Raw genomic sequence first — 12,729 nt, forward strand, 5'->3', positions numbered from 1 at the left:
AGACTCGTGACCTGGACATGTGGCGATCAGCGGCCCGACACGGGCGCGATCGGCGAGGCGAGAGGGAGTACGACGTGGCGGTGGCGGACATCCGGTTGTTCGGTGATCCCGTTCTACGGACCCGGGCCACCGAGGTCACCGACTTCGGGCCGGACCTGCACCGCCTCGTCGACGACATGCTCGAGACGATGGACCGCCACCACGGGGCCGGTCTCGCCGCACCCCAGATCGGTGTCGGGGCGCGCGTGTTCACCTACGACTGCGGTGGACAGCGCGGCCACATCGTGAACCCGGTGTGGACCGCGGTCGGGACCGAGACCCAGACCGGGCCCGAGGGCTGCCTGTCGATCCCCGGCGTGCAGGCCGACACCACACGCGCGGCGCAGGTCACCGTGACCGGAGTCGATCGCCACGGCGATCCGGTGACGCTGCATGTCGACGACATCATGGCGCGGTGCGTCCAGCACGAGACCGACCACCTCGACGGCGTGCTGTTCCTGCAGCGTCTCGCCCCGGGCGTGCGCAAGGCCGCGATGCGGGTGGTGCGGGAAAGCGCCTGGTTCACCGAGGGGCGCACCTCGACCGACGATCCCGGCTCGTACCCGACCACCTGGGTCCAGGGCGACCCCGACACCACCGAGGACGCCCGCACCGGCGACGCCCCCGCGACCTCCGACGCGACCCTGTGAGGGTCGTCTTCGCGGGCACGCCGGAACCGGCCGTGCCGTCGCTGCGTCGGCTGCTCGATTCCCCCGACCACGAGGTCGTCGGCGTGCTCACCCGTCCCGACGCCGTCGCCGGTCGCGGTCGCACGGTGACCCGGTCGCCGGTGGCCGAGCTCGCCGACGCGGCCGGCGTCGAGGTGGCCACCCCGCGTCGCCTGCGTGACGACGACGCGCACGAGATCCTGCGCCGCTGGTCGCCGGACTGCTGCGCGGTCGTCGCCTACGGCGCGCTCGTCCCGCCCGATCTCCTCGACCTGCCGACCCACGGCTGGATCAACCTGCACTTCTCGCTGCTCCCGGCGTGGCGCGGTGCCGCACCGGTCCAGGCGGCCATCGCCGCCGGTGACGTCATGACCGGTGCGAGCACGTTCCGCATCGAGGCCGGGCTCGACACGGGACCCGTCTTCGGGACCATGACCGAGTCGATCCGTCCGACCGACACCAGTGGGGACCTGCTCGCGCGCCTGGCCGACGGCGGTGCGCAACTGCTGACCTCCACCCTCGACGGGATCGAGACCGGCGAACTGGTCGCCATGCCCCAGCCCGCCGACGGCGTGAGCCTGGCCCCCAAGATCGAGGTCGCCGACACCCGCGTCCGCTGGGATCGCCCGGCGCACATCGTCGATCGCCACATCCGGGCCGCGACACCGGCCCCCGGTGCCTGGACCGAACTCGACGGGACGCGACTCAAGACCGGTCCGGTGACCGTCGCCGCCCCCGAACAGTTCGGTACCGCGGTGATCCCGCCCGGGCATCTGCTCGTCACCAAGAAGGCCGTCTTCGTCGGAACCGCCTCCACGCCGGTCCGACTCGGCACCGTGCAACCCCCGGGGAAGAAGCCGATGCCCGCCGCCGACTGGGCACGCGGTGCCCACCTCACCGACGGGATGGTCCTCGCATGACCCGGCCTGCCCACATCCGGGACAAGGCCGTCGACCCGGTCCGTGCCGTGGCGCGCGACGTCCTGCGCGCGGTGCGTGAACGCGACTCCTACGCCAACCTCGTGCTGCCCGCCCTGTTGCGCGAGCGGAAGATCACCGGGCGCGACGCCGCGTTGGCCACCGAGCTGGCCTACGGCACCTGCCGCAGCGCGGGCACGCTCGACGAGATCATCGCCTCGGCCGCCGGCCGGCCCGTCGCCGACATCGACGGCACCGTCCTCGACGTCCTGCGTCTCGGCGCCTACCAGCTGCTGCGCACCCGGATCGGCGCCCACGCCGCAGTCTCGACGTCGGTGGATCTCATCCGTTCCGAGGCCGGTCAGGGTCCGGCCGGGTTCTGCAACGCGGTACTGCGCAAGATCTCCCAGCGCGACGAGGACCTCTGGACCGACGAACTCGCCCCGACGATGGCCGACGACCTCATCGGACACCTCGCCTTCCGGTACGCACACCCGCGGTGGATCGCCGAGGTGTTCGCCGAGGCGCTGAGCACACCCGACGCCCCGGTCCGGGCGGGGGAGCTGCAGGCGGCTCTCGCCGCGGACGACGAACGACCCCTGGTCCATCTCGTGGCGCGGCCGGGACTGATCAGCGCCGAGGAGCTGGCCGCGGCGACCGGCGGCGACATCGGCGCGTTCTCGCCCTACTGCGTGTACCTGCCCGGTGGCGACCCCGGCGCGCTCGACGCCGTCCGTGAACACCTCGCCGGTGTGCAGGACGAGGGCAGTCAGCTGGTGGCCCGTGCGCTCACCGTCGCCGACATCGACGGCCCCGACACCGGGCGCTGGCTCGACCTTTGTGCCGGGCCGGGCGGCAAGGCCGCGCTCGTCGGAGCCGTCGCCGACATCGACGGGGCCCATCTCGACGCCGTCGAACCCTCCGATCACCGCGCCACGCTCGTGCGGCAGTCGGTCGACGGTCTTCCCGTCACCGTGCACGTCGCCGACGGCCGCAGCAGCGGACTCACGCCGGGCTACGACCGCGTGCTGGTCGACGCGCCGTGCACCGGTCTCGGATCGTTGCGCCGACGCCCCGAGGCGCGGTGGCGCCGACAGCCCTCCGACGTACCCGAACTCGTGGCCCTGCAGCGCCAGTTGCTCAGCGCAGCACTGGAACTGGTGCGGCCCGGCGGTGTCGTCGTCTACTCGACGTGCTCGCCGCACCCCGCCGAGACCGTCGGGGTCGTCGAATCGGTGGTCGCCGACACCGGTGCGCGGGTGGTCGATGCGCGACCGTTCGTCGGTGTCGCCGACATCGGCGACGGCCCCTTCGTCCAGCTGTGGCCGCATCGCCAGGGCACCGACGCGATGTTCCTGGCCGCTCTCACCCGTCCCTGACGCACGACGGGGCGTGCATAGACTCTGCAGACCATGTCGTCCCCGCAGCGCCCCGATCAGCCCATGATCGCCCCGTCGATCCTGTCCGCCGACTTCGCCAACCTCGCCGCCGAGGCCGACGCCGTGCGCGGCAGCGACTGGTTGCACGTCGACGTGATGGACGCACACTTCGTCCCCAACCTCACCCTCGGTCTGCCCATCGTGGAGAGCCTGCTCAAGGCGACCGACATCCCGCTCGACTGCCACCTCATGATCGAGGACCCGAAGCGATGGGCGCCGCCCTACGCCGAGGCCGGCGCCCGCAACGTCACCTTCCACGCCGAGGCGACCAACGACCCGGTGTCGGTGGCCAAGGACATCCGCGCCGCGGGCGCGCTCGCCGGACTGAGCATCAAACCGGGCACCGATCTCGAGCCGTATCTGGAGATCCTGCGCGAGTTCGACACCCTGCTGGTGATGAGCGTCGAGCCGGGATTCGGGGGACAGTCCTTCATGCCGGAGGTCCTCGACAAGGTGCGCACGATCCGGACCAGGATCGACTCCGGTGATCTGCGACTGCTCGTCGAGATCGACGGCGGCATCAACGCCGACACCATCGCCGAGGCCGCCGAGGCCGGCGTCGACTGCTTCGTGGCCGGCTCGGCCGTCTACGGGGCCGACGACCCCGCCGTGGCCGTGGAGAAGTTGCGCGCGCAGGCCCTCGCGGCCCGTGGCTGACCCCCGTCGATGACCTCCGAGAGGGTCGCGACCGACGAGGCGGCGATGCGTGCGGCGATCGACGCGTCGCAGTCCGCACGCGGGATCAGCACCCCGAACCCCCCGGTCGGCGCGGTCGTCGTCGATCGCGCAGGGGTCGTGGTCGGGGTCGGCAGCACCGCCCCCGCGGGCGGACCGCACGCCGAGGTGGTCGCCCTGGCCGCGGCCGGTGACCGCGCCCGGGGAGCAACTGCCGTCGTCACCCTCGAGCCGTGTGATCACACCGGTCGCACCGGGCCGTGCACCGCGGCCCTCATCGCGGCGGGGATCACCCGTGTGGTCTACGCGGTCTCCGACCCCAACCCGGTGGCCGCCGGGGGAGCGGCGACACTGCGCGCGGCCGGGATCGAGGTGGTCGGCGGCGTCCTCGCCGACGACGTCGCCGCCGATCCGTTGCGCGCGTGGCTGTTCCGACTGCGCACGGGCCGCCCCCTGGTCACCGCGAAGTTCGCGGCGACCCTCGACGGCCGGATCGCCGCACCCGACGGGACCAGCCGGTGGATCACCGGCGACGTCGCGCGCGAGCGGGTGCACCGCGACCGTGCCCGCCTCGACGCGATCGTCGTCGGTTCCGGGACGGTCGCCACCGACGATCCCGCACTCACCGCCCGCCACGCCGACGGATCGCTGCGGGGACACCAACCGACACGGATCGTCCTCGGCCGTCGGCCGCTGCCGGACGGGGCCCGCATCCTCGGCCCCGAGGCGCCGACGCGGCACGTGGCGTCCCACGACCCCGCCGAGGCCGTCGCCGCCGCCGGCGACGCCCTGTCCCTGCTGGTGGAGGGCGGCCCCACCGTGCTCGGTGCCTTTCTGGCCGCCGGACTCGTCGATCGCGTGCAGGCCTACCTCGCGCCCACCGTGCTCGGCGCCGGTGCCGCCGCGGTTCTCGACGCCTCGGTCGCCACCCTCGCCCAGGCCCACCGATTCACCCGCGAATCGGTCGAGATCCTGGGCGACGACCTTCTGATCACCCTGGCGCCAACCGTCTGACCGGGGCTTTTCGCCCATCGCGGACACGGTGGCACCCCCGTGCTGTGCTAGCGTCGAAAACAGAGTTCTCAGGGCGGGGTGCAATTCCCCACCGGCGGTGATGACGAGAGATCGTCGAGCCCGCGAGCGCCCGCTCGCACCGATCGACGATCGGTGCGGACGGGGTCAGCAGATTCCGGTGTGAACCCGGAGCCGACGGTCACAGTCCGGATGAGAGAGAACCCCCGCGGTCGTCGTCGACCTCGGTCGTGCCGCCCTGGGTCGATCGACCGACAGGAGCGCACGTGTTCACCGGAATAGTCGAGGAGCGCGGCACGGTTGTGTCTCGTGATGACCTCGCCGACGCTGCACGTTTCACCGTCCGCGGCCCGCTCGTGACCAGCGACGCCGGGCCTGGGGATTCCATCTGCGTCAACGGCGTCTGTCTGACCGTGGTCGGTGCCCCCGACGCGGGCGAGTTCACCGTCGACGTCATGGCCGAGACCCTGAACCGTTCCTCTTTGGCCTCCCTCGGCGCCGGCGCGCCGGTCAACCTCGAGCGCGCCATGGCCGCCGGTGGTCGGTTCGGTGGACACATCGTCCAGGGCCACGTCGACGGCACCGGGACCGTCGCGTCGATCTCACCGTCGGAGAACTGGACGGTCATCCGCATCGCCATCGATCCCACGGTGGCGCGCTACATCGTCGAGAAGGGGTCGATCACCGTCGACGGCGTCTCCCTGACCGTCTCCTCGATCGCCTCCGTCGACGCCGCGGACGCATGGTTCGAGATCTCCCTGATCCCCACCACCCTCGAGGTCACGACCCTCGGCACCCTCACCGACGGCACCACGGTCAACCTCGAGGTCGACGTCATCGCCAAATACGTGGAACGCCTGGCCACCCCGGCCGCACCCGGCACCCGCCACCCGGAGAGCCTTCCGGAGAACAACGAGGTCTCGTCATGACACAGCTCGATCCCGTCCGCACGAACCGCTTCGACACCGTCGAACGCGCGATCGCCGACATCGCCGCGGGCAAGGCCGTCGTCGTGGTCGACGACGAGGACCGCGAGAACGAGGGCGACCTCATCTTCGCCGCCGAGAAGGCGACACCCGAACTCGTCGCGTTCATGGTCCGCTACACCTCGGGGTACCTGTGCGTCCCGCTCGACGGCGCCGACTGCGACCGTCTCGGGCTGCCGCCGATGTACACCATGAACCAGGACAAGCACGGAACGGCCTACACCGTCACCGTCGACGCACGCGAGGGCATCGGCACCGGCATCAGCGCGTCGGACCGCGCGGCCACCATGCGTCTGCTCGCCCGCCCGGAGAGCACCGCCAACGACTTCACCCGCCCCGGACACGTCGTGCCACTGCGCGCCAAGGAGGGCGGCGTGCTGCGTCGACCCGGCCACACCGAGGCCGCGGTCGACCTGGCCCGCATGGCCGGACTCACCCCGGCCGGCGTGATCTGCGAGATCGTGAGCCAGAAGGACGAGGGCCACATGGCCCAGACCGACGAACTGCGCACGTTCGCCGACGAACACGGCCTCGCGCTGATCTCGATCGCCGACATGATCTCGTGGCGTCGACGCCACGAGAAGCACGTCGTCCGGGTCGCCGACGCCCGCATCCCGACCGACCACGGCACGTTCCGCGCCGTCGGTTACACCAGCATCTACGACGAGGTCGAGCACGTCGCCCTCGTCCTCGGCGACATCCCCGGTCCCGACGGTGCCGGGGCCGACGTCCTGGTGCGAGTGCACTCGGAATGCCTCACCGGCGACGTCTTCGGATCCCTGCGGTGCGACTGCGGGCCGCAACTCGACGCCGCCATGGAGATGGTCGCCGCCGAGGGCCGCGGAATCGTCCTCTACATGCGAGGACACGAGGGCCGGGGGATCGGCCTGCTGCACAAGCTGCAGGCCTACCAACTCCAGGACAGCGGCGCCGACACCGTCGACGCCAACCTCGAACTCGGGTTGCCCGCCGACGCCCGCGACTACGGTCTCGGCGCGCAGATCCTCACCGACCTCGGCGTCACGTCGATGCGGTTGCTGACCAACAACCCCGCCAAGCGGGTCGGTCTCGACGGCTACGGACTGCAGATCACCGAGCGCGTCCCGATGCCGGTGCGCCCCAACCCCGAGAACCTGCGATACCTGCGGACCAAGCGTGATCGCATGGGCCACGATCTCATCGGCCTCGACGACCACACCGGAGTCAGCGGCGGGGCCGGCGCGTGAGCGGCGCGGGTGAACCGGTCGTCGAACTCGGCGCCGCGACGGGGCTGACCCTGGCCATCGCCGCCTCGCAGTGGCACGAGCAGATCTGCACCGCGCTGCTCGACGGTGCACTGCGTGTCGCCGCCGATGCCGACATCCCCGAGCCCACCGTCGTGCGGGTCGCGGGCGCCATCGAGCTGCCCGTGGTGGTGCAGGCGTTGGCCCGCACCCACGATGCCGTCGTTGCGCTCGGTGTCGTGATCCGCGGCGAGACACCGCACTTCGAGTACGTGTGCGATGCCGTCACCGCCGGCCTGACGCGGGTGTCGCTCGACGAGAGCACGCCGGTCGGCAACGGCGTGTTGACGGTCCTCACCGAGGAACAGGCGCTGGCGCGGGCAGGTCTGCCCGACTCCGGGGAGGACAAGGGAGCACAGGCGACGACAGCGGCGCTCGCCTCGGCGATCACCCTGCGCGAACTCTCGCGCCTCGACGCCCGGTGACCCGTTCCGTGCCCCCGACCACCGGAACCGTCGAGTGGGATCTCACCTACCGCGCGGTCCGCACGCCGCGCTGGGCCACGGTCGTCGCGGCGCTGTTCGTCATCGCCCACGTCGTCGTCGGCATCTTGTTGCGGGTGTCCGACACCGGGGTCCGCTTCCGCGTCACCGACCAGGTGGGCCTCGCGATGATCGGCGTCGTTCTCGGCGGTGCCATCATGACGCTCACCCGGCCCCGACTGCGGGTCGGCGCCGCCGGCGTCGAGGTGCGGAACATCCTCGGCGAGAGGCTGTTCGAATGGCCTGACGTCGAGGGCATCTGGTATCCGGACAAGGGTCATTGGGCCCGCCTCGAACTCCCCGCCTTCGAACACGTCCCGGTGATGGCGATCCAGGCCAACGACGGCATCCGCGCCGTACAGGCCATGGACACCTTCCGCGAACTGCACGACCGCTACCGCACCTGAGCAGGCCCGTGTTCGGCTTCTGGGTGGCGACGTCTGTTGGCTGACTGTGTGGAAGCGACCATCGAGTGTGCTCGCCCCAGAACGGCCGGCCGCGTGATCGGCAGCGCACACTCGATGCGGCGTTTCCGCACCGTCAGCGGCCTGTCCGTCGTCGAGAAATGCCGCCGACAGTGCGGAAGCCCGACGCTGAGTGTGCGTCGTTCCGTACTGACCTCACCGTGCGCGGTCAGCACACTCGACGGCGGTTCCCACACGGTCAGCACCGGGTGGAGTCGTTTCCCGCACTGACGGCGGTTTCCACACAGTCAGCGTCACGGGTGGCGAAGTCTGTTGGCTGACTGTGTGGAAGCGACCATCGAGTGTGCTCGGCACAGAACTGCCGGCGGCGTGATCGGCAGCGCACACTCGATGCGGCGTTTCCGCACCGTCAGCGGCCTGTCCGTCGTCGAGAAGAGCCGCCGACAGTGCGGAAGCCCGACGCTGAGTGTGCGTCGTTCCGTACTGACCTCACCGTGCGCGGTCAGCACACTCGACGGCGGTTCCCACACAGTCAGCACCGGGTGGAGTCGTCTCCCGAACTGACGGCGGTGTCCACACAGTGGGCAACAGGGTGGGGTCAGCGGGGGTCGCCCATGACCTCACCCTCGCGGCGGGGGTCGGCGCCGCCGATCCAGCCGTTCCCGTCGCGGACGACGGCGGCGAGTCCCGAGGACTGATCGGCCACCGAGACCTGATGACCCTTGCGGCGTAGTTCGGTGACCAGCGGGTCGCGGTCGCCGTTGTCGGCGGCGTCGATGGCGGGGTGCTCCCCGCCCACGTTCGTCACCGGGGTGTTGGCGGCGCCGAAATCGACACCCGACACCGCCTGCTGCGGATCGAGGCCCCAGTCGAGCAGCGACACCAGCGTTTTCACGACGAACTGGATGATGACCGAACCACCCGGAGACCCCAGCGCGGCCATGAGATCGCCGCGGGACCCGTTGCCGGCGCCGTCGAACACCAGGGTCGGCGACATCGAGCTGCGGGGCCGTTTCCCGGCTGCGACCCGGTTGGCGACCGGGGCACCCGTGGCGTCGGTCGGTTGCGCCGAGAAGTCGGTGAGCTGGTTGTTGAGCACGAAACCGTCGACGAAGTGGAACGAGCCGAACGCGGACTCGACGGTGGTGGTCATCGACGCCGCGTCGCCTTTTTTGTCGATCACGACGATCTGACTGGTCCCGTGTTCGGGTGTGGTGACGACACCGGCCGGAACGGGCCCGAAATCCCCGGCCTGCGCCGTGCCCATCGAGCGGTTCGGGTCGATCAGGGCGGCGCGCTTGGTCAGGTACGCCGGGTCGGTCAGCGCCGCGGGCGAATTCCCCGGCAGGGGAACGAAGTCGGTGTCGGCGACGTATTTGTCGCGATCGGCGTAGGCCAGACGCTCGGCCTCGGAGATGAGGTGCACCGCCTGGGCCTGCGGCACGCCCCCGTTGCGGTCCACCGCGCGTGGACCGAGCGCGGCGAGATCGAAGTTCGACAGTATGCCCATGGTCGCGGCCACGGCGATCCCGCCCGACGACGGTGGCGGCATGCCACACAACACCCGACCGCGATACGGGGTGCACAGCGCCTCGCGCTTCTTCGCCCGGTAGGCCGCGAGATCGGCGGTGGTGGTGAGTCCGGGCGTCATCCCGCCGGTCGTGGAACCGATCTTGTCGACCACGTCGCGTGCGATGGCGCCGGTGTAGAACGCGTCGGGACCGTCGGTGGCGATCGCGCCCAACGTCTTCGCGTAGGCCGGGTTGGTGAGAACGGTCCCCGCCGTCTTGGCGCTGCCGTCGGGGTTGAGGAAGTATGCGCGGGCATCGGGATCGGCCGTGAGGTCGGCCCGGCTGTCGGCGATCGCGGCCGCCATCCGTGGGCTGATCCGGAAGCCGTTGTCGGACAGTGTGATCGCGGACTCGAACAGATCGCGCCACTTCTTAGCGCCGTGGTCGGCGTGGGCCATCTCGAGCATCCGCAGGACGCCGGGGGTCCCGATCGAGCGGCCGCTGGCCCGCGCCGACGGGATCGGGGCACGCCGGTCGGTCGCGCTGATGTACCGGAGATAGTCGCCGGTGGCGGCCGCGGGTGCCGTCTCGCGACCGTCGTAGGCCTGGACCGACTTCGTCGTCGCGTCGTAGTACATGAGGAACGCACCGCCTGCGATCCCGGTCGCCTGCGGTTCGACCAGACCGAGGACCGCCTGGGCGGCGACGAGCGCGTCGGCGGCGGTACCGCCGTCACGGACGACCTCGCACGCGGCCTCGGTCGACAGGGGGTTGGCCGTGGCGACGGCGAACGAACCGGTCCGCACCGGGGTCATCTGGGTTCGATAGCCGGTCGCCACCTCCGGGTTGGTGGCGATGTCGCGACTCGGGCCGGCACCGGCCGACGCGGCGGCGGCCACGGGTGTCCCGTTGGGAACGGTCGCACATGTCCCGGCTGCGCTGTCCGACCCGGGTCCGGAGTCGTCGGAACACGCGGCGGCGGTGAGCGTGAGAGCAGCGACCGCCCCGATGGCGACGAGACGTGACGTCCGTCGTCGCGGACCTCCCGGGGCGCTCGATGTGCGTACGAACGGAGCCATCGGCCCACCTCACCTGTCGTCGGTCCTGGCGTGCCGGTGATCGTAACCCCCTCGCCGAGGGCCACGCGTCCGACCGGCGAGGCGATCGCGGACCACTGTCGTCGGTCCGCCGTACTAACCTGGGACCCGTGCCCGATCCGACCACCTACCGCCCGGCACCCGGGAGCATCCCGGTGGCGCCGGGGGTCTACAAGTTCCGGGACACCTACGGCCGCGTGATCTACGTCGGCAAGGCCAAGAGCCTCCGGCAGCGCCTGACGTCCTACTTCGCCGACCTGTCGGGCCTGCACCCACGCACCCGCCAGATGGTGACCACCGCCGCGTCGGTCGAGTGGACCGTGGTGGGCACCGAGGTCGAGGCGCTACAGCTCGAATACAACTGGATCAAGGAGTTCGATCCGCGTTTCAACGTCCGCTACCGCGACGACAAGACCTACCCGATGCTGGCGGTCACCCTCAACGAGGAGTACCCGCGGCTGTTCGTCTACCGCGGCCCCCGCCGCAAGGGGGTCCGCTACTTCGGGCCCTACGCCCACGCCTGGGCGATCCGCGAGACCCTCGACCTGCTGACCCGCGTCTTTCCCGCGCGCACCTGTTCGGCCGGTGTGTTCAAGCGGCACAAGCAGATCGACCGCCCGTGCCTGCTCGGCTATATCGACAAATGTGCCGCACCGTGTGTCGGGCGCGTCAGCGCCGCCGAGCACCGCGAGATCGTCGACGACTTCTGCGACTTCCTCGCCGGCAAGACCGACAAGATGATCCGCCAGCTCGACAATCAGATGGCGGTCGCCGCAGCCGATCTCGACTTCGAGCGCGCGGCCCGTCTGCGCGACGACGTCGGTGCGCTCCGCCGGGCCCTGGAGAAACAGGCCGTGGTCCTCGGTGACGGCACCGACGCCGACGTGATCGCCATGGTCGCCGATCAGCTCGAGGTGTCGGTGCAGATGTTCCACGTGCGCGACGGGCGGGTGCGCGGTGAACGCGGCTGGGTCGTCGAGCGCACGGACGTCATGACCGGCGGCGCCGGGAGCGATTCCGATGATGCCGATCTCGCCGAACAGGTGGGGCAGTTCCTCACGCAGTTCTACGGCGAGCAGGTCGACCAGAACGCGACCGTGAAGGGCTCCGGCGGTGAGGACCGCAACGACACGGTGCCGCGCGAGGTGCTGGTTCCCGTGCTCCCACCCGACGCCGGCGAGTTCACCCGATGGCTGTCCGATCTGCGCGGCGCCGCGGTCGATCTGCGCGTACCGCAGCGCGGCGACAAGAAGGCGCTCATGGAGACCGTCGAACGCAACGCGGGGGAGGCGCTGACCCGCCACAAGCTGCGCCGTGCCGGTGACCTCACCACCCGCTCGGCGGCGTTGACCGAGATCCAGGAGACCCTCGGCCTCGACATCGCACCGCTGCGCATCGAGTGCATCGACATCTCGCACGTGCAGGGGACCGACGTGGTGGCCTCGCTCGTCGTGTTCGAGGACGGTCTTCCGCGCAAATCCGACTACCGGCACTACTCGATCAAGGAGGCCGCCGGCGACGGCCGCTCCGACGACGTCGCCTCGATCGCCGAGGTCACCCGACGCCGGTTCCTGCGTCACCGCACCGATCACCTCCCCGACACCGCCGAGTCCGGCACCGCCGCCCTGTCCGACACCGAGGTGGAGGTCGATCCGGCGAACGGTGGCGACATGGCGCCCGAGGCCGCGATCGATCCCGCCACGGGTCGGCCACGCCGGTTCGCCTATCCGCCCAACCTGTTCGTCGTCGACGGCGGCGGCCCGCAGGTGCGTGCGGCCGCGGCCGTGCTCGACGATCTCGGCGTCACCGACGTCGCCGTCGTGGGTCTGGCCAAGCGTCTCGAGGAGGTGTGGACACCCGACGACGACGATCCGGTGATCTTCCCGCGCACCAGCGAGGCGCTGTTCCTGTTGCAGCGGGTGCGCGACGAGGCACACCGGTTCGCCATCACGTTCCACCGCAGCAAGCGCAGCAAGCGGATGACGGCGTCGGTGCTCGACGGCGTGCCCGGCCTCGGTCAGAGCCGCCGGGCGGCGCTGGTGTCCCATTTCGGGTCGGTGGCCAACCTGCGCAGTGCGACGGTGGAGGAGATCTCCGGGGTCCCCGGCATCGGTCGATCGACGGCGCTGGCGGTCCAACGGGCCCTCACCGAGGGAGCGCAGTCGTGAGCGGAGG

The 12,729-nt window shown here is 70.9% G+C and carries 11 protein-coding genes and 1 riboswitch; of the genes, 10 read left to right on the plus strand and 1 reads right to left on the minus strand.

What is annotated here, in order from left to right:
- Positions 1-74 precede the first annotated feature (74 nt).
- The 9 genes from def (at position 75) to OG579_RS01915 (ending at position 7,928) form a co-directional block, all read left to right on the plus strand.
- Positions 75-689, plus strand: a complete 615-nt coding sequence (def, locus tag OG579_RS01875) for a peptide deformylase (RefSeq protein WP_328857873.1) — start codon at positions 75-77, stop codon at positions 687-689.
- Positions 686-1,627: a methionyl-tRNA formyltransferase gene (gene fmt, locus OG579_RS01880; RefSeq protein WP_328857874.1), complete on the plus strand. Its 942-nt coding sequence runs from the start codon at positions 686-688 to the stop codon at positions 1,625-1,627. Before def ends, fmt begins: the two co-directional genes overlap by 4 nt.
- Complete coding sequence (locus tag OG579_RS01885) at positions 1,624-3,003, plus strand: RsmB/NOP family class I SAM-dependent RNA methyltransferase (RefSeq protein ID WP_328857875.1); 1,380 nt, start codon at positions 1,624-1,626, stop codon at positions 3,001-3,003. The genes fmt and OG579_RS01885 overlap by 4 nt, the downstream gene beginning before the upstream one ends.
- 33 nt (positions 3,004-3,036) lie before the next feature.
- Positions 3,037-3,720 carry a ribulose-phosphate 3-epimerase gene (gene rpe / locus OG579_RS01890; protein WP_328857876.1) on the plus strand — a complete coding sequence of 228 codons (684 nt, stop codon included), beginning with the start codon at positions 3,037-3,039 and terminating at the stop codon, positions 3,718-3,720.
- A 9-nt stretch (positions 3,721-3,729) separates the two neighbouring features.
- On the plus strand, positions 3,730-4,752 hold the full coding sequence (gene ribD / locus OG579_RS01895; RefSeq protein ID WP_328857877.1) for a bifunctional diaminohydroxyphosphoribosylaminopyrimidine deaminase/5-amino-6-(5-phosphoribosylamino)uracil reductase RibD: 1,023 nt from the start codon (positions 3,730-3,732) through the stop codon (positions 4,750-4,752).
- Between the two features lie 60 nt (positions 4,753-4,812).
- Positions 4,813-4,978, plus strand: a riboswitch (FMN riboswitch).
- 58 nt (positions 4,979-5,036) lie between these two features.
- Positions 5,037-5,699 (plus strand): riboflavin synthase, encoded by a 663-nt coding sequence (locus tag OG579_RS01900; protein WP_328857878.1) that lies wholly within the window; start codon positions 5,037-5,039, stop codon positions 5,697-5,699.
- Positions 5,696-6,982, plus strand: a complete 1,287-nt coding sequence (locus tag OG579_RS01905) for a bifunctional 3,4-dihydroxy-2-butanone-4-phosphate synthase/GTP cyclohydrolase II (RefSeq protein ID WP_045822685.1) — start codon at positions 5,696-5,698, stop codon at positions 6,980-6,982. The genes OG579_RS01900 and OG579_RS01905 overlap by 4 nt, the downstream gene beginning before the upstream one ends.
- Positions 6,979-7,464, plus strand: coding sequence for a 6,7-dimethyl-8-ribityllumazine synthase (gene ribH / locus OG579_RS01910; protein WP_045822686.1), 486 nt, complete (start codon positions 6,979-6,981; stop codon positions 7,462-7,464). Before OG579_RS01905 ends, ribH begins: the two co-directional genes overlap by 4 nt.
- Positions 7,461-7,928 carry a PH domain-containing protein gene (locus tag OG579_RS01915; protein ID WP_328857879.1) on the plus strand — a complete coding sequence of 156 codons (468 nt, stop codon included), beginning with the start codon at positions 7,461-7,463 and terminating at the stop codon, positions 7,926-7,928. Before ribH ends, OG579_RS01915 begins: the two co-directional genes overlap by 4 nt.
- A gap of 616 nt (positions 7,929-8,544) precedes the next feature.
- Here OG579_RS01915 and OG579_RS01920 read toward each other — a convergent pair.
- Positions 8,545-10,536, minus strand: coding sequence for a gamma-glutamyltransferase family protein (locus OG579_RS01920; protein WP_328857880.1), 1,992 nt, complete (start codon positions 10,534-10,536; stop codon positions 8,545-8,547).
- Between the two features lie 128 nt (positions 10,537-10,664).
- On the opposite strand from OG579_RS01920, the gene uvrC reads away from it, so the two are divergent.
- Positions 10,665-12,722: an excinuclease ABC subunit UvrC gene (uvrC, locus tag OG579_RS01925; protein ID WP_045822687.1), complete on the plus strand. Its 2,058-nt coding sequence runs from the start codon at positions 10,665-10,667 to the stop codon at positions 12,720-12,722.
- The last annotated feature ends 7 nt before the right edge of the window (positions 12,723-12,729 follow it).

Source organism: Williamsia herbipolensis (assembly GCF_036153515.1).
GTDB classification, from domain to species: Bacteria; Actinomycetota; Actinomycetes; order Mycobacteriales; family Mycobacteriaceae; genus Williamsia_A; species Williamsia_A herbipolensis.

What these genes read in the sequence shown, in the direction of transcription:
- OG579_RS01885 (WP_328857875.1), top strand. Translation starts at nt 1,624, where the DNA reads ATGACCCGGCCTGCCCACATCCGGGACAAGGCCGTCGACCCGGTCCGT.
- rpe (WP_328857876.1), top strand. Translation starts at nt 3,037, where the DNA reads ATGTCGTCCCCGCAGCGCCCCGATCAGCCCATGATCGCCCCGTCGATC.
- ribD (WP_328857877.1), top strand. Translation starts at nt 3,730, where the DNA reads ATGACCTCCGAGAGGGTCGCGACCGACGAGGCGGCGATGCGTGCGGCG.
- OG579_RS01905 (WP_045822685.1), top strand. Translation starts at nt 5,696, where the DNA reads ATGACACAGCTCGATCCCGTCCGCACGAACCGCTTCGACACCGTCGAA.
- OG579_RS01920 (WP_328857880.1), bottom strand. Translation starts at nt 10,536, where the DNA reads ATGGCTCCGTTCGTACGCACATCGAGCGCCCCGGGAGGTCCGCGACGA.